We start from the raw sequence: 19,811 nt of genomic DNA, 5'->3' as shown, positions 1-19,811 counted from the left end.
GAGTTCCGGAGCGACGAACGGGCAACGGGACGAGCGCGGGAGGCGCGGGCCGCGCACGGTCTGCCGGCAGCCGGAAGCGGTCAGGCGTGACAGACGGCGCTGGAGACCCGGTGCAGATCGATGTGGCGGCGCACGGTCAGGCGCGGGTCGCGGATCCGGCCGAGGGCGGCGTCGTATGCCTGCGACCGCTCGCGGCACTGCATCGCGACCCCCTCGGTCCCGTGGACGGCTCCGCCGGATCGTGGAGCGTTCCTCACGGTCGATGCTGCGCGTACCGGGCGTCCCGGTCAACAGCATTGTGTTGCGGGCGTATTGCAACTTCGTGGAGTCGCCCGATTCCCCGCCGGCGCTCTGGAGAGAATCCCTGAACGGCCTTCGGACGACGACACGGGAAGATTCGGGCGGAGAACACCGAGGACGGGCTGCGGCCGCCCCTCCGGGTATTCCTTGATGCTGTTGACGCTGCGCGCGGGCACCTGCTTTGATCGGCGGCATGATGAAGTCGTACGGACTCACGCGCCGGCGCCACGTCGATCTGGCGCGTGTCTTCAGCGCTTCATGTCGTCATGCTCCCTGTGTGTGACCTGCGTTGAAGGCTGACTGAAGCCGCCTGCCGGCCCTTTAAGGGCGGGCCCGTCACCCATCCATGAACGCGCCTGCACGAACGCCGTCACGGCCCGGCGCCTCATTTCATGAACGGCGCATTGCAGGCCTGCGAAATATCAGCGGAATCAATTCCCTTGCCCCTCGCGGTCATTACCGCGGGCCGTGGACCCCTTTTCTTGATTCCTCTGCGCAACGCCCTCTGCTTCCCAGGGAGTAATTCATGTCCGTCCCCTCCGCCTCTTCCGTCTCTTCCGTCTCCGAGCCCGCTCGCTTCGCGTACTGGGTGCCCAACGTCAGCGGCGGCCTGGTCACCAGCAAGGTCGAGCAGCGCACCGACTGGGGTTACGACTACAACCGCGAACTGGCCGTCCTAGCCGAGAACAACGGCTTCGACTACGCGCTGAGCCAGGTCCGCTACATGGCCAGCTACGGCGCGGAGTACCAGCACGAGTCGACGAGCTTCAGCCTCGCCCTCCTGCTCGCCACCGAGCGGCTCAAGGTCATCGCCGCCGTGCACCCCGGGCTGTGGCACCCCGGGGTGCTGGCCAAACTGGGCGCCACCGCCGACCAGTTGTCCGGCGGCCGGTTCGCCGTGAACGTCGTCAGCGGATGGTTCAAGGGCGAGTTCACGGCACTCGGTGAGCACTGGCTGGAGCACGACGAGCGCTACCGCCGCTCGGAGGAGTTCATCCGGACGCTGCGCACCATCTGGACCGAGGACCACGCCGAAGTGGCCGGCGACTTCTACCGGATCAGGGACTTCTCCCTGAAGCCGAAGCCGCTCAACAGCGTCGAGCGCCCGCATCCGGAGATCTTCCAGGGCGGCAACTCCACCGCCGCACGGCAGATGGCCGGCCGCGTCTCCGACTGGTACTTCAGCAACGGCAAGGACTTCGACGGCGTCACCGAGCAGATCCAGGACGTACGGGCGTCCGCCGCCGCGGCCGGGCGCACCGCACCGCGCTTCGGTCTCAACGGCTTCCTGATCGCCCGCGACACCGAGGCCGAGGCCCGCGAAGTGCTGCGGGAGATCGTCGCCAAGGCGGACACCGAGGCGGTACGCGGCTTCGAGTCCGCCGTCCAGCAGGCCGGCGCGTCGGCGTCCGACGGCAAGGGGATGTGGCAGGACTCCTCGTTCGAGGACCTGATCCAGTACAACGACGGGTTCCGCACGGGACTGATCGGGACGCCCGAGCAGATCGCGGAGCGGATCGTCGCCTACAAGCGTCTCGGCGTCGACCTCTTCCTCCTCGGCTTCCTGCACTACCTGGAGGATGTCGAGTACTTCGGCAGGCGCGTACTGCCGCTGGTGCGCGAGCTGGAGGCCGAACTGCCCCAGGACGGGGCGGACTTCGGGGCGGACGCCGCCGCGGTGCGCGCCTGATTCCCCCGCTCTCCCGCTCCCCGGCGCCCCCGCTGCCCGGCTCCGCATCCGTGAACGAACCCGAAGGAGAACGGACTTGAGCACCAGCACCTTCGCACCCGACGAACGGACGAGGTGACCTCCGATGGCCACGATCCTCTCCGTATCGGGAAGTCCCTCCCCCGTCTCCCGCACGGCCCGGCTGCTGCGCCATCTCGACGGCACGCTCGCCGCCGAAGGGCACGACGTGGTCCCGCTGGACGTACGGTCGCTGCCGGCCGAGGCCCTGCTACGGGCCGACTTCGGGCATCCGGCGATCGTCGAGGCCAGGAGGCTGTTCGAGCAGGCCGACGGCATCGTCGTCGGCACACCCGTCTACAAGGCCGCCTACTCGGGGCTTCTGAAGTCGCTGCTGGATCTGCTCCCGCAGGCCGTGCTGACCGGCAAGACCGTGCTGCCGCTGGCCACCGGGGGCACGGTCGCGCATGTGCTGGCCATCGACTACGCGCTGCGGCCCGTGCTCGCCTCCATGGGCGCGGCGCACATCGTCCAGGGATGGTTCGTGCTCGACAAGGACATCGCGATACGGGAGGACGACGCGGTCTCCGTCGACGTGGCCACGCAGGAGGCCCTGGACGTGGTCCTCGCCCAGTTCTCGGCCGCGCTGAAGGACGGCAGGCCGAGGGCGGCAGCGGCGTGAGCGCCCCCGCACACGTCATCTCGGGCAGTGCGGAAGCGCTCGCTGCCGCCGCCGAGTTGGCGGACGTCTTCCGTGCGAACGCCGCGAAGCGCGACGCGGAGCGGCTGCTCCCGCGCGAGGAGCTGGAGCGGCTCTCCGCCGGCGGTCTGCTGGGCATCACGGTGCCCGCCGAGCACGGCGGAGCGGACGTCCCGGTACGGACGCTGGCGGAGGTCTTCCGGCTGCTTGCCACCGGCGACGCCAGCCTGGCGCAGATCCCGCAGAGCCATTTCGTCTACGTCAACGTGCTGCGCCGGCAGGGGAGTCCGGCGCAGCAGCGGTTCTTCTTCGCGGAGGTGCTGGCAGGGCGCCGGTTCGGCAACGCGCAGTCGGAGCGCGGCACCAGGCACGTCCAGGACTTCCGCACCCGCCTCGAACCGGCCGAGCCCCTTGAAGCCGACGGCGGCAGCGGGGACGCCAGCAGCGGGGAAGGCAACGGCGGCTTCGTACTCACCGGCGTGAAGCACTACTCGACCGGCGCACTCTTCGCCGACTGGATCCCCGTGCTCGCCCGCGCCGCCCACGCGGACGGCGCGCTCCACGTCGCGTACGTACCGCGGGACGCACCGGGCGTCACCGTCGAGGACGACTGGGACGGCATGGGCCAGCGCACCACGGCCAGCGGCACGGTCCGTCTGGACCACGTCCACGTGCCCGCGGACCGTGTCGTGCCCCACCACCTGACCTTCGAGGGCCCTCAACTGCACGGCGCCGTCGCACAGTTGCTGCACGCCGCAATCGACGCCGGGATCGCGGCCGGCGCGCTGGCCGAGGCGGCGGAGTTCGTACGCACCAAGAGCCGCCCGTGGTTCGAGAGCGGCCACGCCACGGCCGCCGAGGACCCGCTGCTCATCCAGCGCTTCGGCGAACTCTCCCTCCAGGTGCGGGCCGCGGAGGCCCTTCTCGACGTCGCGGCACGCACCGTGGACGCCGCGGACGCCGAACTCACCGACGACAGCGCAGCCGAGGCGTCGCTGGCCGTGGCGGCGGCGAAGGTACGCGCGGGCGAGGCGGCGGTGGAAGCGGGCAGCGCCCTCTTCGAGGTGGCGGGCACCCGCTCCGCCCTGGACGGGCTCAACCTCCACCGCCACTGGCGCGACGCCCGCACCCACACCCTCCACGACCCGGCCCGCTGGAAGATCCAGCACCTGGGCCGGCACGTACTCAACGGCACGCGGCCACCCCGGCACGGACTGCTGTGAGCGCACGCGCCGCATCGGCCGGCGACTGCTCAAGGGTGGCAAAGGCGCCGGACTCGGCGAACTCGGCGAACTCGGCGAACTCGGCGAACTCGGCGAACTCGGCGAACTCCGGGGCGCCTCCGGTCACTTCGCGGGCGTCGGCGGCCACCGCAGCAGCGGCGTCACGGCCAGGGCGTCCGCACCTAGGGCGGTGACGAGCACCGCCGGTCCCTCCAGCGGCGTGACGACGGCGTGTGGGGACGGCAGGGACGGCTCGGCAGGGTCCGCGGACAGATCCGGGTCGACGACGAGCAGTTGCCCGACGGCCCGGTGCGGTCCCAGCACGGCGGCGCTGTTCCAGCCGGGTGCGCCCGCGCCGGTGTCGAGCTGCTGGTCGAGGAGGGTGTGTCCGGCGCGGTCCACGGTGAGCCTGGTGGTGAGGCGGCCGGGTTCCTCGCCGCTGCGTCCCAGCACCAGGACGTCCGTCAGCTCCAGGCGGGCGGTGGGGGCGAGTTCGACCCGGACGGTCTGCCGCAGGCGGCTGCCCGCGGCCGAGATGACCGGGCCGGGCAACCACCGCAGGTGTGCCTGCTCGCCCACGGTCAGCCGTACGTCGTAGCGGGCGGCGTCGTCGCCGCGGCCGGGCAGGGCGAGAGTGGCCGCGGCGGCGTCCATCCGCAGCCTCGCCCCGGCCTCGACCCGTACCTCGATCGCCAGCCGGTCGCCGCCGAGCGGTGCGCTCATCGCGCCGACGAGGGTGACGCGGGCCTCGCCCGCCTCGCCGTCCGCCGCGGCCCGCGTGAGGCGCGGGGCGAGCGGTCCGCTGCCGCTGATCAGCGGCACGGCGGTACCGCCCCGGCCGTCGGCGACGGCGGTGACGCGGGCCGCGGCCCGCACGGCTGACGCGCGGGGCAGCGGCGCACGGGCTCCCGCACCGCCGCCGACGGGTGCCGCCGCCGTGCCGCCCTCGGCCGTGGCGCCGCTCACGCCGCCGCGGTCTCCTGCCTCCAGGCCGCGAGCCGGGCGCGCGCCCAGTCGGCGACCGGTGCGACTCCGTCCTCGGCGTTCAGCGAAGTGAATGCGACGGGGAGGCCGCCGCGCTGCGCGGCCGCGTCGCGGGCCATGGCGTCCAGGTCGGAGCCGACGTAGGGGGCGAGGTCGGTCTTGTTGACGACGAGGAGGTCGGCGGTGGTGATGCCGGGGCCGCCCTTGCGGGGGATGTCGTCTCCCGCCGCCACGTCGATGACGAAGATCTGGGCGTCGACAAGGCCCTTGGAGAACGTGGCGGTGAGGTTGTCGCCGCCGGACTCGACAAGGACCAGGTCAAGCCCGCCGGTTGAGGACGCGGCCTCCTCCAGGTCCTCGACGGCCTCCAGGTTGGCGGAGATGTCGTCGCGGATGGCCGTGTGCGGGCATGCCCCGGTCTCGACGGCGGCGATCCGCTCCGGCGGGAGCACGGCGGCACGCAGCAGGAACGCGGCGTCCTCGCGGGTGTAGATGTCGTTGGTGACGACGGCGAGCGAGTAGTCCTCGCGCAGGGCGCGGCACAGCGCCGCCACCGTCGCGGTCTTGCCCGAGCCGACCGGCCCGCCGAGGCCGATGCGCAGGGCACGGCGCGTCCCATCCGGGCGTGCGGGTTCGGCGCTGTGGGTGTGCCGGTGCCGGAGTGTGCCGGGCTCTTCCAGGTGCATGGTGCGGGCTCCTTCCGGGAGGTGCTGTGCGGGGGAGGCGGGGGTGGGGGTCGGGTCGGGGTCGGGTGGCTCTTCGGGTGCCAGGTGCCGGGGCCGGTGCCGACGCCGGTACGGGAGGGGCGGGCGGCGGTGCGTCTCCCGTCGCGAAGGTGCGATCCGCCGCTACGAGGCGAAGAGACGGACCGCCCAACTGGCGTGGTCCTCCGCGGTGATCTCAAGCAGCGGAGCGGCGGCGGCCGGGAGGGAGTCGACGGGTCCGCGTGCGGCTCGTGCCGCCTCTCCGGCGATCCCGTCGACGTCGGGGACGAGCCGGGCGAGCACCGCGGAGGCTTCGAAGGGGTCGAGGCCGAGAAGCCGCACCGCCGCACCGGCCGGGCCCGAGACCGCCTCGTACGCGGCGGCGTACGCGGCTTGCAGCGGTGTGAGCCCGGCGGCCGCGGCCACGAGGCCGAGCACCACGGGCTGATGTGCCCCGCCAGGACGCGCCCGTGCCAGGTCGTCGAGCCCCGCCGACGGCCACGTCGCACGCCCTGCCCGCATCAGCTGACGGCCGAGCTTCCGGGACGTACGGCGCAGCGCGGGCGACGGCGTGCGGGCGTCGGCCGCGCCGTCGAGGCCGAGGGGATCGTGGCCGTGGGCGGCAGCGGCGGCCAGGCCGGAGGCGGTCAGGCCCGCCGTGTGCAGACGGCCCCGGCAGAACTCCGCGAGCGTCCCGGCGTCGACGATGCGCCCGGCCCGCACCGCGGCCTCGGCTCCGCCGGAATGCGCGTGCGACCCCGCCGGGAAACGCCCGTCCGCGAGGACCAGGAGGGCCGCGGTGTTCGCCCCGGTGTCCTGACCCGTGTCCCGGCCCTCACGAGGGTGGTCGTCCGCGGGAGGCGCGGAGTCGGGGGACCTTCCGGGCTGCTGCGGCATCAGAACAGGCGGCATCAGAAGAGGAAGTACCGCTGCGACATGGGCAGTTCGGTGGCCGGAGCAGGGTCGACAGGTTCGCCGTCGATGGTGACGGTGAAGGTGTCCGCGTCGACGGCGACGTCCGGCAGCGCGTCGTTGCCGTGCATGTCCGCCTTGGTGACGGCGCGGGTGTCGCGGGCGGCGGCGAACTGCTTGCCGAGTCCGAGCCGTTCGGGCAGTCCGTCCTCAAGTGCGGCCGCGTTGACGAAGTTGAGGGAGTTGGCCGCCGGAGCGCGCCCCGTGGCCCCGAACATCGGCCGGGGCAACACGGGTTGGGGCGTGGGGATGGACGCGTTGGCGTCGCCCATCTGCGCGTACGCGATCTGGCCGCCCTTCAGGACGAGTTGGGGCTTCACCCCGAAGAAGGCGGGATCCCACAGCACCAGGTCGGCGAGTTTGCCCGGTTCGACGGAGCCGATCTCCGCGTCCAGTCCCTGGGCGGCGGCCGGGTTGACGGTGTACTTGGCGACGTAGCGGCGGGCGCGGACGTTGTCGGCGCGGCCGTCCCCCGGCAGGGAGCCGCGGCGCTGCTTCATCACGTGCGCGGTCTGCCAGGTGCGCAGCACCACTTCCCCGATGCGGCCCATGGCCTGGGAGTCGGAGGAGATGATCGAGATGGCGCCCATGTCGTGCAGGACGTCCTCGGCGGCGATGGTGGACGGCCTGATGCGGGACTCGGCGAAGGCGAGGTCCTCGGGAACGGCCGGGTTGAGGTGGTGGCAGACCATCAGCATGTCGAGGTGTTCGTCGACGGTGTTGACGGTGTGCGGGCGGGTGGGGTTGGTCGAGGAGGGCAGCACGTTGGGGTGGCCGACGACGGTGATGATGTCGGGTGCGTGGCCCCCTCCCGCCCCCTCGGTGTGGTACGCGTGGATGCCCCGCCCCGCGATCGCGGCCAGGGTGTCCCCGACGAAGCCCGCTTCGTTGAGCGTGTCCGTGTGGATGGCGAGCTGGGCGCCGGTCTCCTCACAGGCCGCGAGGCACGCGTCGATGGCCGCGGGCGTCGCCCCCCAGTCCTCGTGGATCTTGAATCCCACGGCGCCGCCGCGCAGTTGGCTGCGGAACGCCTCCCGCGAGACGGTGTTCCCCTTGCCGAGCAGCCCCACGTTCACGGGCATGTCGTCCATGGCGGCGAGGGTACGGGCCAGGTGCCAGGGCCCCGGCGTGATCGTGGTCGCCTTGCTGCCCTCCGCCGGTCCCGTACCGCCCCCGACCAGTGTCGTGACGCCGGAGGCCAGCGCTTCGTCGATGAGCTGCGGACACACGAAGTGGACGTGGGTGTCGACGCCGCCCGCGGTGAGGATCCGGCCGTTGCCGGCGATGATCTCGGTCTCGGGCCCGATGACGAGATCCGGGTGCACGCCGTCCATCGTGTCCGGGTTCCCGGCCTTGCCGAGGGCGGTGATCCGCCCGTCGCGGATGCCGATGTCCGCCTTGACCACGCCCCAGTGGTCGAGCACCAGGGCACCGGTGACGACGGTGTCGGGCGCACCCTCCGCTCGTGTCGTGCGCGCCTGGCCCATGGACTCGCGGATGACCTTGCCGCCGCCGAAGACGGCCTCGTCTCCCGCACGTCCGGGACCTCCGCAGCGGTCCTCCTCGACCTCGACGAGCAGGCCGGTGTCGGCGAGCCGCACCCTGTCGCCGGTGGTCGGGCCGAACAGGTCGGCGTAGACGGCACGGGAGAGCACTCCGCTGTCATCGGTCATCGGAGGCACCGCCTTCCGGGCCTTCCGGGGCGACCTCGCCGCCGTCGAGCGGTCCGCCCGTCTCTCCGCGCAGCCCGGCGACCACGCGCCTGCCGCCGAGCGGTACGAGCGCGACCTCGACGGGGATGCCCGGCTCGAACCGTACGGCCGTGCCCGCGGCGACGGCGAGGCGTCTGCCGCGAGCGGCGGCCCGGTCGAAGCCGAGCCCCGGGTTGGCCTCCGCGAAGTGGTAGTGGGAACCGACCTGCACGGGCCGGTCGGCGGAGTTGAGCACGGTGAGCGTGATGACGTCGGCGCCCTCGTTGAGCCGCACCGGGCCGTCGCCGTGGACGATCTCTCCGGGAATCACGTGGCGAGGCTCCTTCCGCACGTACGGGTCCGGGTCACGGCACGGGCCGGTGGACCGTGACGAGCTTCGTGCCGTCGGGGAACGTGGCCTCGACCTGCACGTCCCGGAGCATCTCGGGCACCCCGTCCATGACGTCGTCGCGGCTGAGGACTTCGCGGCCCGAGTCCATCAGCTCCGTGACGGACCGGCCGTCCCTGGCGCCCTCCAGCACGTGGGAGGTGATCAGCGCGACGGCCTCGGGGTGGTTGAGCCGCAGGCCGCGTTCCCTCCGCCGTGCGGCGACGTCGGCGGCGACGTGGATGAGCAGGCGTTCCTGCTCGTGCGGTGTCAGTTGCATCGTCTCCCACTCCGCGCCTTCTCGCCGGTCCCGGCCCGCGGCACAGGGCTGCTCGCAGCGCCGGTCGGGGCAGGTTATGCCGGGAGCGTTTCAGCGGCGTTAACGCTCAGGAGAAGTCACCGGCAGCGGCGCTGTGACCGGAGTCGGAGGGAGGACGTGGTCGCCCGTCCTGTCCGTGCTCAGGCACAGGGAGCAGACGACGGCCTCGTGGCCGTGCGCCGGGGAGGCCGTCACGTCGGGGCGCTCGTACCGCTGGCGGCACACGTGGCACTCGTAGCCCGCGGCGCTGGGGTTGCCGTCCGCGTCCAGGCGCGGCTCGGGGATGCCGTCGTCGGAGCGGCGGAGGTAGTAGCGGCCCCGGGTGAGGAGCGCCGTGACCGGTGTGAGGACGAAGGCGATCAGCACCGCGGCGAGGGGCGAGAACGGCTGGAGGCCCTCGCCGAACGCACCGAAGTACGCGGCGATCGACAGGCCCGACGCCGCGACGAAGGCGACGGTCCCCACCGGGTTGACCGCGTGCAGCATGCCGCGCCTGAACTCCGGTGTCTTCGGGGAGAGTCCGAGCACGTACTTGTTGACGACGATGTCCGTGGCGACGGTGACGACCCACGCGATGGCGCAGTTCGAGTAGAAGCCCAGGATGCCGTTGAGGAAGCTGAACATGTCGGCCTCCATCAGCGTCAGCGCGATGGCGAGGTTGACCACGACGAAGACGAGCCGGCCCGGATAGCGCTTGGTGACCCTGGTGAAGGAGTTGGTCCACGCAAGGGAGCCCGAGTAGGCGTTCGTGACGTTGATCTTTATCTGGCTGATCACGACGAGCACCACGGCGACGGGGATCACCAGCCACGACGGCAGCGTCGCACCGAGCGCTCCGCGGAACTGCTCGATGGGCTCCGTCGCCGAGGCCGGGCCCACCTCCGCCAGCACGTACACGGCGAGGAAGACGCCCGCGGCCTGCTTCAGCGCCCCCAGCACCACCCAACCGGGACCTGCGGTGATCACAGCCGTCCACCACGAGACGCGGTTGCCCGGCGTCTTGGGCGGCATGAAGCGCAGATAGTCGATCTGCTCGCCGATCTGGGCGATCAGCGAGAGACAGACGCCCGCCCCGAGCAGCACGGGGCCGATGCCGATCCCGCCGTGGCCGTCCGTCCCCTCGTACGCCAGGAAGCGGTGCACCGAGCCGGGATCGGTGCTCACCAGGTAGACCAGGGGCCCCACCATCAGCAGCAGCCACAGCGGCGTGGTCCACACCTGGAGCCTGCTGAGCGCCTTCATGCCGTAGACGACCAGCGGTATCACCAGCAGCGTGGAGACCAAGTACCCCAGCCAGAGCGGCAGTTGGAGCCCGATCCGCAGCCCCTGGGCCATGATCGAGCCTTCGAGGGCGAAGAAGATGAAGGTGAAGCTGGCGAAGATGACGCTGGTGAGCACCGAGCCGTAGTAGCCGAAGCCGGAGCCGCGCGTGATGAGGTCGAGGTCGATGTTGTACCTGGCCGCGTAGTACGCGAGCGGCAGTCCCGTGACGAAGATGACCACGGCGGCGACCCCGATGGCGGCGAGCGCGTTGCCGGTCCCGTGGGCGAGACCGATGCCCGCGCCGATGGAGAAGTCGGCCAGATACGCGATGCCGCCGAGCGCGGTCGTCGCCACGACCGCCGGCGTCCAGCGCCGGTAACTGCGCGGCGCGTAGCGGAGCGTGTAGTCCTCCAGCGTCTCGCGTGCCTGGTCCGGCTGTGCCCGCCCCGGTCCGGTGCTCCCGGACTCCGGTTCGTGCACTGTCAGTTGCTGCTGGCTCATGGTGCCTCCATGGACGCGATTACCTCGCCGGGGCGCGGTCGCGCTGTGGGTGCGGTGGTGCGGGAGCGGTTGCGGGTGCGGGAGCGGGGGCGGTTGCGGGTGCGGCGAACCGCCTCGACGTCGGGCGGCCACGGGGAGCGGCGGCGCTGGTTCGCGGCACGGACGGGGCACGGACGGGGCTCGGACGGGGAAGGCCCTCACGGGACGCCGGCGGCCCGCGGAGTCGCCGGAGTCCGGTCCACACGTCAGGACGCGGGTCAGACATCCGTCCGCCTCACGACCGGACTCCGGCCGCGGGACACGCTAGGAATCCGTTGTTGCACGGGGATTGCAGGGCGAAGGACGGGCGGTTTCCGTCGGGCACCCTCCGCCGGGGCCCTCCGCGGTGCGCGCGTGACCCGCCCGCCCTAGGCCTGTTCCGCCTCCGCCTCGGCGCCCGCCTCCGCGTCCGCGTCCGCGGCGAGCACCGTGTGGTCTGCGGCGAGCACCGTGTTGAGGCGCAGCAGGACGTCGAGCCGCACGGGGTTGTACAGGTCCTTGAGGGTCTTCCCCGGGCCATCACCGGACGGTGGCGCCCACGACGACGGCACCGAGAACCCCGTCTGCCAGGCCCTGTCAAGCCCCGCCCGCCCGTGTGACCGATCGAACCCGACCCGGGGCCGCGGACCGGGTGCCTGTCGTGCGTCACAATGTCCGGGCAGGGCGACGGGGATCAGGAAGCCGGTGTGATTCCGGCACGGTCCCGCCACTGTGACCGGGGAGCGGACCCCAGCGATGCCACGGCCTGTGGTTGCACGGGCTGGAAGGCAGGGGCGAGCGGTGATCCGGGAGTCAGGAGACTGACCCGTCGCTGTCCACCGACTGGGGCGAGGACACCCCGGGAAGGATCGCGATGCCTGGTCGTGCCGGGATACGCGCAGCCAGTGGCCGAGGACCGAACAGGCGCACCCTGCTGGCGGGTGCCGGGGCAGTGGCAGCAGCGGGGCTGCTGACGGGATGCCCGCCGGGAGACGGCGGGGGAAGGTCCGGGCGCTTCCGTGCGGCGTTCACCGCGGGCGGTTCGCAGGAGACGCTCGATCCGCACGTCGCGCCGAACTTCGTGGATCAGGCCCGCGCGAAGGCCCTGTTCGACACCCTCGCCACGTACAACGACGACATGTCGGTGCGGGGGCGTCTCGCGGAGTCGTGGGAGAGCGACGCCTCGGGCCGGCGCTGGCACATACGTCTGCGCAAGGCCTCCTTCCACGACGGTGAGCCGGTGACGGCGAAGGACGTCCTCTACAGCTACCGCCGCGCGGCCGATCCGAAGACCGGCTCCCCCTCCCAACAGCTGCTGTCCGCCGTGGACTTCGGGAAGAGCCGCGCTTCCGGCGCGCGGGAGCTGACGCTGGTGCTGAAGGACCCGGACTTCGAGTTCCCCACCGCGTTCGCGGGTCCGGGCACGGAGATCGTCCCGGAGGGCACGACCAGCTTCCGCCACCCCGTCGGCTCGGGCCCGTTCCGCTATGCCTCGTTCAAGCCGGGAGGCATAGCGCACTTCGTGCGCTGGAAGGGCCACTGGGCCGGGGCGCCGCGGATCAGCGATCTGGAGATCGTGCCCGTCAACGAGGAGTCGGCGCGGGTCAACGCGCTGCTGTCCGGACAGGTCCAGTACGCGGGCGACATCTCCGGATCCTTCATCGACCGCCTCGAACACGCCGACGCGGTACGCGTACTGACCTCCCGCGGGGCCACGGCGCAGCAGTTGCTGCTGCGCACCGGGCGTGCGCCGTTCGACGACCCGAAGCTCGTGGAGGCGCTGCTGCTGGGCGTCGACAGGGAGGCGCTGGTACGAGTCGCCCTGGCGGGCCGGGGCACGGTCGGAAACGACCTGTTCGGCAAGGGTCTTCGGGGCTATCCGGCTGAACTGCCCCAGCGTGAGCGGGACGTGGAGCGCGCGCGGGACCTCGTACGCGAAGCAGGCGCCAAGGGGCTCTCCTTCACGCTGGAGACCAGCACGGTCGACGCCTCGTGGGAGTCGGCCTCCACGCTCATCGCGCGGCAGCTCGGCGACGTCGGCCTGCACGTCACGCCCCGCAAGCGGGCCTCCACCACGTACTTCAGCGAGATCAAGGAGAAGGGGGTCGCCGCCCTCAACACCACGTCCACGCTGCCCGTTTCGGACTTCTTGCAGCAGCGGCTGCGCAGCGGCGTCGCACGGAACCTGACCGGGTTCGACTCCGGGCGCTTCGACGAGCTGATGGACCGGGCGCGCTCCACGCGGGAAGAGAAGGAGCGGCTCGGGCTGCTGCACCGGGCGCAGCGCATCGCGCGTGACGAATCCGGCATGCTCGTATGGGGGTTCTCGGACGCGCACGACGGAGTCTCCGCGTCGGTGAAGGGGTTGCGTTCCGCGGTCCCCAACTCCCATTTCTGGGCCCGCTTCGACGACGTCGAACCGAGCTGACATTGCACCGCTATGTCGCACGCAGGAGCGCACTGGCCCTCGGGCAGTGCTTCTTCGCGCTCGTGGTCGTCTTCGCCCTGGACTCCCTGGTGCCCGGCGACACCGCCGACGTCCTCCAGGGGGACCACGGGAACCCGCAGCAGGCGGCAGCGCTCCGGGACAGGCTGGGCCTGGACGAGCCTGCCTGGCAGCGGTTCTGGCACTGGCTGGGCTCGCTGCTCGCGGGTGACCCCGGCCGTTCGCTGGTGACGGGCCTTCCCGTGGGCGACGAGATCGGCCGCCGCCTGGCCGTCTCCGTCGTGCTCGCGCTCCCGGCCCTCGCGCTGGTGGCGTTGCTGGCGCCGGCGCTGGGCGTCGTCGCGGGCCTGCGGGAGGGCACGCGTCTCGACCGGGCGCTGAGCGCGGCCGCAGTGCTACTGCATTCGGTGCCGGAGTTCGTGCTGGCGATGCTGCTGATCGCCTCGCTGTCCGTCGCCGCGGGCCTGCTGCCCGCGACCGCCGCGGGGCTCGACGGTGCGGGCCTGCTGGCACAGCCGAGCGTGCTGGTACTGCCCGTGCTCGTGCTCACCGCTCGCCAACTGTGCGACCTGGCACGGCAGATACGGGTCGGCGTCGCCGAACAGCGCGGCAGCGCACCGGCCGAGCATCTGCGGCTGCTGGGGCTGCCGGAGCGGCGGGTCGTGCTGCGCCACGTGCTGCCCAACGCGCTCGCACCGGCGAGTCAGCAGTTCGCCCGCTGCGTGGAGGGGCTGCTCGGCGGGGCGCTCGTCGTCGAGTCGCTCTTCAGCGTCCAGGGTGTCGGCACGGGCTTCATCCAGGCGGTGCAGAACCGCGACACGCCTCAAGTGCAGACGTACGCCCTGCTGTTCGCGGGCACGGTCGTCGTGGTCAACCTCGCGGGCGACCTCGTCTCGCACCGGCTGGCGCCCAGCAAGGAGGCGTCGGCGTGACGCGGCACGAGGCGATCGCGGCCGCCATCGCTCCCCTGCGGCGGCGGGACGGTTCCGGCATCCGCCCCGGTACGACGGCCGCCGACCTGCCGGCCGCCGTGCTGCTCGGCCTGCCGGTGCTGGTGGCCCTGATCGGCCCGCTCGTGGCGGGTACGGGGGAACCTCCACCGGACTCGGTGGCGCTGCCGTCCCAACCACCGGGCGCCGGGCACCCGTTGGGCACGGACGTACTGGGCCGCGACGTGCTCTCGCTGGTGCTCCGCGGCGGTTCCTCCGTCCTCGGCGGCACGCTCGCGGCTCTGCTGCTGAGCTATGCGATCGCGGTTCCGCTGGGGCTGCTGGCCGCCGGGACGCGCCGCCCGCTGGACGAGACGGTGATGCGCGCCCTCGACCTGCTGCTGGCGCTGCCGGGACTGATGATCCTGCTGACGCTGGCGGCCACCGGACGCTCCAGCTCGGGCTGGCTGATCGCGGTCACGGCCGCGCTCCAACTGCCGTACGTCGCAAGGCTGGTGCGGGCCGCGGCGCTGGCCCCGGGATGCCGCACCGTCGTCGAGGCGCTGCGGATGCAGGGGCGCGGCTGGGCATACATCCATCTGCGCCATCTCACCCGCGAGTTGGCCGGGCCGCTCGCCACCGACGCCGGGGCCCGCTTCTCCGGCGTGCTCTATCTGATGGCCTCCGCGAACTTCCTCGGCCTGGGGCTGCCTTCGTCCTCGCCGGACTGGTCCGTGCTCATCGAGCGCAACAGCGACGCCCTCTTCACCCAACCCGCCGCCGTGCTCGTACCCGCCGGACTTCTGATGTCGCTGTGCGTCGGCGGAAACCTGTGCGTCGACCGGGCGCTGGCCCGCAGGAGGACCGCCGGATGACGCCGCCCGCACCCCTCATGGAGGACCGCCGGATGACGCCGCGTGCACCCCTCATGGAGGTCCGCCGGCTGTCGGCGCACGCCGCGACGGCGGCACGCCCGCTGCTGTGCGACGTCTCGCTCACCGTTCCCGCCGGACGCGTCACCGCGGTCGTCGGCCCGTCGGGCAGCGGCAAGACCACCCTCGGGCTGGGCGCGCTCGGCGCCTCACGGCCCGGAGTACGCCTCCAGGGCGAAGTGCTCCTGGAAGGCGAGGACTTGCTGGCACTCGACGAGCCACGCCGCCGGGCGCTGCGCTCCGGAACCGCCGGACACCTGGCACAGCACCCGGAGACCGTGCTGGACCCGCTGCGACGCGTCGGCCGCGCTCTCCGGGAGCTGGCGGCGCTGCGTCAGGGAGCGCCCGGTGACCGCTCGGAGTCCGTACGCGCCGCGCTGGAGGCGGCGGGCCTGCCCGGGACGGAGATGCGGCGGAGGCTCCCGCACCAGCTGTCGGGCGGTGAGCAGCAGCGGGTGGCGCTGGCGTCGGCCGTCGTCACCGGCGCGCGGCTGCTGGTACTGGACGAGCCCACCAGCGGCCTCGACCCCGCGTCGACGTCCGCGCTCATGGCACGGCTGCGGACTCTCGCGGACGGCGGCGCCGGCATCGTGCTGCTCAGCCACGACCTGGAACTCGTACGCGAACTGGCCGCCCACGTCACGGTGCTGGAGCGGGGGCGCGCCGTGGAGGAAGGGCCAGCGCGTGAGGTCCTCGGTGCCGCGGAGCGCTCCATGCATCCGCTGACCCGCGGGCTGCTCGCCGCCGAGCGCGGCACAGTCGGCATGCCCGGCGCACCCGGCACACGATCGGGCGACGGACCCGCGGCAGCCCCAACCCCGCCTGGACCGGGCGAAAGCGAGGGCGTCGCCGCCACCGGCGTGGCCGTACGGCGGCGCGGCGGCGGCGATCTGCTGACCGGGCCGGTCACCCTGTCCTTCCCGCCGGGGAGCACGACCGCCCTGATCGGGCCGTCCGGCTCCGGCAAGACGACCTTCGCAAGGCTGCTGGCGGGGCTCACCCGGGCGACCGGGGGCGAGCTGACGTGGGACGGCGTACGCCTGCCCCGCCGCGTCGAAGCGCGAAGTCCCGCTCAGCGCAGGGCCGTTCAGTACGTGCACCAGAGCAGTTCCGAGTCGTTCGAGCCCGGAAAGCCGCTGCTCGGCCAACTCGCCGCCACGGGACGGCTGCTGCGCGCGGTGACGCCCGCTGCCGCCGAAGCGGAGACACGCCTCACCGCGGATCTCTTCGGCCTGGACGAGGAGTTGCTCCACCGGACGCCCGGGCGGCTCTCGGGCGGTCAGCTGCAACGCTGCGCGCTCGTGCGGGCGCTGCTGGCCCGCCCAGTGCTGCTGGTGTGCGACGAGGCGACCTCCGCGCTGGACGTCATCTCGCGTGAACGCGTGCTGGGCGCCCTCCCCGGACTGCTGGCACCCGCCCGCACCGCGCTGCTGTTCATCAGCCACGACCTCGAAGCCGTACGCCGGCTCACCCACCGGGTGGCCGTCTTCGAGGCCGGACGCTGCGTTCAGCAGGGCACCGTCGCGGATCTCTTCCACACCCCGGCCGACGGAGCCCCCGCCGACCTGGTGCGGGCCGCGAAGGGGCGCGGCAGGGCGGGGCGAAGCCGGACGGGATCGGCGGAGGGCAACCGCTGACGCCGCGGCCGCCGTTGACACCACGGCCACCGCCGACGCCGCGGCCCGCCGCGACCGTCCCGTGCCGCTATGACTCCAGGTGTGCCTCAAGCAAGGTGTCGAGAGCGTCGCGTACTCCCGCTCCCCCGGCCACGGTCAGCAGGGCACGCACCATCGCGGATTCCCGCGCATGCGGAGTGACGACGAGGCCGACGCCGGGACGGTGGGCATCGTCGGCCTCCCCCAGCCGCACGACTCTCATCCCGTCGGGGATTCCGAACATGTGCAGCCAGGCATGGGAGATCACGCTCGACCAGCGGCCGGATGCGAGGTGTGCGTACAGGGCGTCGAGCGTGTCGGTCTCGACGGCGGCGAACGCCGCCACGCCCTCGGCGGCGAAGAACTCATCCAGGATGCGGCGGTTGCGCATCCTCCGGGGAAGCAGCACCAGCGGCAGCTTCGCCGCCTGGGCCCAGCTCACCTCCGTCTGTGTGGCGTACGGCCCGTCCACCGGCGTGAGCAGCAGATACCGCTCCTCGTAGAGGGGGAACTTGCGGACGCCCTGAAGAGCCTCGTCGTCCAGGTACGTGAGGGCGGCGTCGATCTCGAACTCGGCCAGCCGCCGCATGATGTCGCGCGAGGACAGCGACTCCAGACCGACGGTCACCTGCCGGTGGCGCTCACAGAACGGCGTCGTGAGCAGCGATGCGACGGTCATCGCGGTCGGGATGGCTCCCAGACGCAGCGTTCCCGTCAACTGCCCGCGCATCTCCGCCAGTTCCTGCTGGAGCGCGTCCCGCTCGCTGAGGATGCGGCGGGCACGCCGCAGCACACGTTCGCCCTCCGGAGTCAGCCCCTCGAAGCGCGCCCCATGCTGAACGAGCGGTACGTCCAGGTCGCTCTCCAGCTTCCGTATGCCCGCCGACAGCGACGGCTGCGAGACGAAGCACGCCGCGGCGGCACGCGCGAAGTGCTCTTCGCGTGCCAGGGCGACCAGGTATTCCAACTGGCGAAGCAGCATGCCTCAGCATGTGCACACCGATCGATCACAGTCCAGTGATGAGACCGGGCCCCGACCGAGAATGCAAGGCGTCCCTCGCCGTTGGGTTGGCAAGTGTCGGGAGAGTTGCAACTTGGGCTTGCTTCTGCGGTTCCCCGGGACGACAGTGGGGCATATCCGGGAAGGATGCGTCACGTTTCCGACAGCTCTCTGGGGGCGGCGATGAGCGGACTCGGCAGCCCGCGCCAGGCACCACCAGTCAAGAGGCTCTCGCTCACGGGTGAGCTCGCGAAGCCGGCGACGCTGACGGTCGCCGACCTTCGGGACGGCTGGGCACAGCAGCAGGCGGACGTGGTCTTCCACTGCGCCAGCAGCGGGCCGCAGCACCACACCTTCTCCGGGCCGCTCCTTCGTGAGGTGCTCGCCGAGGCCGGGCCGCGCTTCGACGCCACGCAGCGCAAGGACCGCTTGCGGTTCATGCTGGCCGTCACCGGTGGCGACGGTCATCACACGGTCCTCTCCTGGGGAGAGATCGACACCGACTTCGGCAACGCGCCCGTACTCCTCGCCACCGAGATGGACGGGCGCGAACTCGACCTCACGGGAAGCCAGTTGGTCGTGCCGTGGGACCGCTGCGGAGCCCGTTACATCAGTGCGATCACGAGCATCTGGGTGGGTGCGCCGGCCCCGTTCCCAGCTCACGACGCCGTCCCCGCCGTGCCGGTAGGCGCGTAGGGCGCGTAGGCGCGTAGGCCGCAGTCGCCGCACGGCCCCTCTTGCCGCCCGTCTCCCCACCTGTCTTCCGTCTCCCCGTCCCTCTTCCCGCCCGTCAGACGGTGTCGAGGGCGACCTCCGTGGACTTGATCAGCACCGTTACGGACGAACCGGGCGAGAGCCCCAGTTCGACGGCGGAATCCCTCGTGATCGCGGCGGTCAGCCGGCTGCCCTCGGCATCGACGTTGACGCGCGCCATGGCCTGGCCGAGGGCCACGTCCGTGACGGTGCCGGGGAGCTGATTGCGAATGCTCAGGCCCGTCACGGGTTCGGTGGCGAGGGAGACCTCGGTCGACTTGATCAGGGCCCGGACGGGCGAGCCCTTGGCGAGGTTCAGCTCCTCCACCGCGTCGGCCGTGACCGCCGCCGTGACCACCTGCCCGCCGTCGAGCCGGACCTTGACCGCCGCCATCGCCTCACCGGCCGCGACGTCGATGACGGTGCCGTTGAGCCGGTTACGGATACTCAGGGTCATGAGGATCACCTCGAAAAGGGAAGAAGGGCCTGACTTGTCGCGTATGTCTCAACCGTAAGCGACCTCACGCCGGCCTCCCGCGCCGCCCAACTCCGCCTCAGCGCCGGTCATCTGCGATCCGGTCCCCGGCAACGGATTGCATTTGCAGTGCGATTGCTCCTGATGTCTTGCAGATGCGAGATTGTGTGCTTACCTTGCGCGCATGCAGAGCTACACGATCGGTCAAGCGGCCCGCCTGCTCGGCGTAAGCCCCGACACCGCCCGCCGCTGGGCCGACGCCGGCAGAGTCGCGACGCACCGCGACGACGGAGGCCGTCGTCTCATCGACGGCAAGGATCTGGCCGCCTTCTCGGTGGAGATGGGCCAGGGCGGAATCGGCGAGGAGGAAGCCTCCTACACGTCGGCCCGCAACGCCTTCCCCGGCATCGTGACGGCGGTCAAGGTCGGCGACGTCGCGGCTCAGGTGGAGATCCAGGCCGGTCCGCACCGTCTGGTGTCCCTCTTGACCCGGGAGGCCGTCGAGGAACTGGGCCTGGAGGTCGGCATGCAGGCCACCGCCCGCGTGAAGTCGACCAGCGTGCACATCGACCGCACCTGAGCCCCGTGCCCCCCCATTACCTTTTTCGTGGCCCTGCAATGGGGCTCCCGGTCTCTGGAGCTGGCATGACTGAGTCCCCCTGTCGAGTGCATGGCCTGGGGGGTGGTGTCACCGGTTCCGGAGGCACTGACAGACCGCTGATGAGGGACATGGCCACCGGCTTCTTCGCGGGTCGGGAGGCTCTTCGTAATGTGGATGTGGCGATCGGTGCCGTGGGACGGCCGGGCGGGTACGACCGGAGAGTGCACGTGATCGACACCAGTGACATCGGCGTCTTCCTCGGCCTGGATG

21 protein-coding genes and 1 riboswitch are annotated in these 19,811 nt (G+C 71.9%); of the genes, 9 read left to right on the top strand and 12 right to left on the bottom strand.

What is annotated here, in order from left to right:
* Nucleotides 1–80: 80 nt before the first annotated feature.
* Entirely contained in the window at nucleotides 81–257 is a 177-nt protein-coding gene (locus HCC61_RS24045) for a putative leader peptide (RefSeq protein ID WP_169138725.1), read from the bottom strand.
* Between the two features lie 569 nt (nucleotides 258–826).
* On the opposite strand from HCC61_RS24045, the gene sfnG reads away from it, so the two are divergent.
* From sfnG to HCC61_RS24030, 3 genes are all read left to right on the top strand, one after another.
* Nucleotides 827–1,990 (top strand): dimethylsulfone monooxygenase SfnG, encoded by a 1,164-nt coding sequence (sfnG, locus tag HCC61_RS24040; RefSeq protein ID WP_169138760.1) that lies wholly within the window; start codon nucleotides 827–829, stop codon nucleotides 1,988–1,990.
* A 124-nt stretch (nucleotides 1,991–2,114) separates the two neighbouring features.
* Nucleotides 2,115–2,669 carry an NADPH-dependent FMN reductase gene (ssuE, locus tag HCC61_RS24035; protein WP_169138758.1) on the top strand — a complete coding sequence of 185 codons (555 nt, stop codon included), beginning with the start codon at nucleotides 2,115–2,117 and terminating at the stop codon, nucleotides 2,667–2,669.
* Entirely contained in the window at nucleotides 2,666–3,910 is a 1,245-nt protein-coding gene (locus tag HCC61_RS24030) for an SfnB family sulfur acquisition oxidoreductase (RefSeq protein ID WP_169138756.1), read from the top strand. The genes ssuE and HCC61_RS24030 overlap by 4 nt, the downstream gene beginning before the upstream one ends.
* Here the strand turns inward: HCC61_RS24030 and HCC61_RS30305 are convergent.
* The 9 genes from HCC61_RS30305 to HCC61_RS23985 form a co-directional block, all read right to left on the bottom strand.
* Entirely contained in the window at nucleotides 3,873–4,058 is a 186-nt protein-coding gene (locus tag HCC61_RS30305; RefSeq protein WP_206322961.1) for a hypothetical protein, read from the bottom strand. The two genes, HCC61_RS24030 and HCC61_RS30305, sit on opposite strands and share 38 nt — an antisense overlap.
* On the bottom strand, nucleotides 4,034–4,804 hold the full coding sequence (locus HCC61_RS24020; RefSeq protein ID WP_169139148.1) for an urease accessory protein UreD: 771 nt from the start codon (nucleotides 4,802–4,804) through the stop codon (nucleotides 4,034–4,036). The genes HCC61_RS30305 and HCC61_RS24020 overlap by 25 nt, the downstream gene beginning before the upstream one ends.
* 68 nt (nucleotides 4,805–4,872) lie before the next feature.
* Entirely contained in the window at nucleotides 4,873–5,580 is a 708-nt protein-coding gene (ureG, locus tag HCC61_RS24015; protein WP_169138754.1) for an urease accessory protein UreG, read from the bottom strand.
* Nucleotides 5,581–5,742: 162 nt separating this feature from the next.
* A complete protein-coding gene (locus HCC61_RS24010; RefSeq protein ID WP_240969253.1) occupies nucleotides 5,743–6,510 on the bottom strand; it encodes an urease accessory UreF family protein in 768 nt (255 codons plus the stop codon).
* A complete protein-coding gene (locus HCC61_RS24005) occupies nucleotides 6,510–8,243 on the bottom strand; it encodes an urease subunit alpha (RefSeq protein ID WP_169138752.1) in 1,734 nt (577 codons plus the stop codon). Before HCC61_RS24005 ends, HCC61_RS24010 begins: the two co-directional genes overlap by 1 nt.
* Nucleotides 8,233–8,592 (bottom strand): urease subunit beta, encoded by a 360-nt coding sequence (locus HCC61_RS24000; protein WP_169138749.1) that lies wholly within the window; start codon nucleotides 8,590–8,592, stop codon nucleotides 8,233–8,235. Before HCC61_RS24000 ends, HCC61_RS24005 begins: the two co-directional genes overlap by 11 nt.
* 34 nt (nucleotides 8,593–8,626) lie before the next feature.
* A complete protein-coding gene (locus HCC61_RS23995) occupies nucleotides 8,627–8,929 on the bottom strand; it encodes an urease subunit gamma (protein ID WP_169138739.1) in 303 nt (100 codons plus the stop codon).
* A gap of 99 nt (nucleotides 8,930–9,028) precedes the next feature.
* Nucleotides 9,029–10,732, bottom strand: a complete 1,704-nt coding sequence (locus tag HCC61_RS23990; protein ID WP_240969252.1) for an allantoin permease — start codon at nucleotides 10,730–10,732, stop codon at nucleotides 9,029–9,031.
* A gap of 407 nt (nucleotides 10,733–11,139) precedes the next feature.
* Complete coding sequence (locus tag HCC61_RS23985; protein WP_169138737.1) at nucleotides 11,140–11,322, bottom strand: hypothetical protein; 183 nt, start codon at nucleotides 11,320–11,322, stop codon at nucleotides 11,140–11,142.
* Nucleotides 11,323–11,443: 121 nt separating this feature from the next.
* Nucleotides 11,444–11,574, top strand: a riboswitch (cobalamin riboswitch).
* A 128-nt stretch (nucleotides 11,575–11,702) separates the two neighbouring features.
* Between HCC61_RS23985 and HCC61_RS23980 the strand changes: the two genes are divergently transcribed.
* From HCC61_RS23980 to HCC61_RS23965, 4 genes are read left to right on the top strand one after another with little or no spacing between them, the layout of a single operon-like run.
* Nucleotides 11,703–13,178, top strand: coding sequence for an ABC transporter substrate-binding protein (locus HCC61_RS23980; RefSeq protein ID WP_346777362.1), 1,476 nt, complete (start codon nucleotides 11,703–11,705; stop codon nucleotides 13,176–13,178).
* Between the two features lie 2 nt (nucleotides 13,179–13,180).
* A complete protein-coding gene (locus tag HCC61_RS23975) occupies nucleotides 13,181–14,128 on the top strand; it encodes an ABC transporter permease (protein WP_169138735.1) in 948 nt (315 codons plus the stop codon).
* The gene (locus tag HCC61_RS23970) at nucleotides 14,125–15,000 is read left to right on the top strand and encodes an ABC transporter permease subunit (protein WP_346777361.1); all 876 of its coding nucleotides are present in this window, start codon (nucleotides 14,125–14,127) and stop codon (nucleotides 14,998–15,000) included. The genes HCC61_RS23975 and HCC61_RS23970 overlap by 4 nt, the downstream gene beginning before the upstream one ends.
* Nucleotides 14,997–16,694, top strand: coding sequence for an ATP-binding cassette domain-containing protein (locus tag HCC61_RS23965; protein ID WP_240969250.1), 1,698 nt, complete (start codon nucleotides 14,997–14,999; stop codon nucleotides 16,692–16,694). The genes HCC61_RS23970 and HCC61_RS23965 overlap by 4 nt, the downstream gene beginning before the upstream one ends.
* Before the next feature lie 67 nt (nucleotides 16,695–16,761).
* Here the strand turns inward: HCC61_RS23965 and HCC61_RS23960 are convergent, their stop codons facing one another.
* Nucleotides 16,762–17,694, bottom strand: coding sequence for a LysR family transcriptional regulator (locus HCC61_RS23960; protein ID WP_169138733.1), 933 nt, complete (start codon nucleotides 17,692–17,694; stop codon nucleotides 16,762–16,764).
* 201 nt (nucleotides 17,695–17,895) lie between these two features.
* Between HCC61_RS23960 and HCC61_RS23955 the strand changes: the two genes are divergently transcribed.
* Nucleotides 17,896–18,408 (top strand): molybdopterin-dependent oxidoreductase, encoded by a 513-nt coding sequence (locus tag HCC61_RS23955; protein WP_169139136.1) that lies wholly within the window; start codon nucleotides 17,896–17,898, stop codon nucleotides 18,406–18,408.
* A gap of 94 nt (nucleotides 18,409–18,502) precedes the next feature.
* Here HCC61_RS23955 and HCC61_RS23950 read toward each other — a convergent pair whose 3' ends face one another.
* Nucleotides 18,503–18,922 carry a TOBE domain-containing protein gene (locus tag HCC61_RS23950; protein WP_169138731.1) on the bottom strand — a complete coding sequence of 140 codons (420 nt, stop codon included), beginning with the start codon at nucleotides 18,920–18,922 and terminating at the stop codon, nucleotides 18,503–18,505.
* Nucleotides 18,923–19,124: 202 nt separating this feature from the next.
* Between HCC61_RS23950 and HCC61_RS23945 the strand changes: the two genes are divergently transcribed.
* A complete protein-coding gene (locus tag HCC61_RS23945; protein ID WP_169138729.1) occupies nucleotides 19,125–19,520 on the top strand; it encodes a helix-turn-helix transcriptional regulator in 396 nt (131 codons plus the stop codon).
* Nucleotides 19,521–19,811: the final 291 nt, after the last annotated feature.

This window comes from Streptomyces sp. HNM0575 (genome assembly GCF_012726265.1).
Classification (GTDB): Bacteria; Actinomycetota; Actinomycetes; order Streptomycetales; family Streptomycetaceae; genus Streptomyces.
The sequence above is the reverse complement of the archived record's forward strand: the minus strand, read 5'-3'. Positions and strand labels throughout refer to the sequence as shown.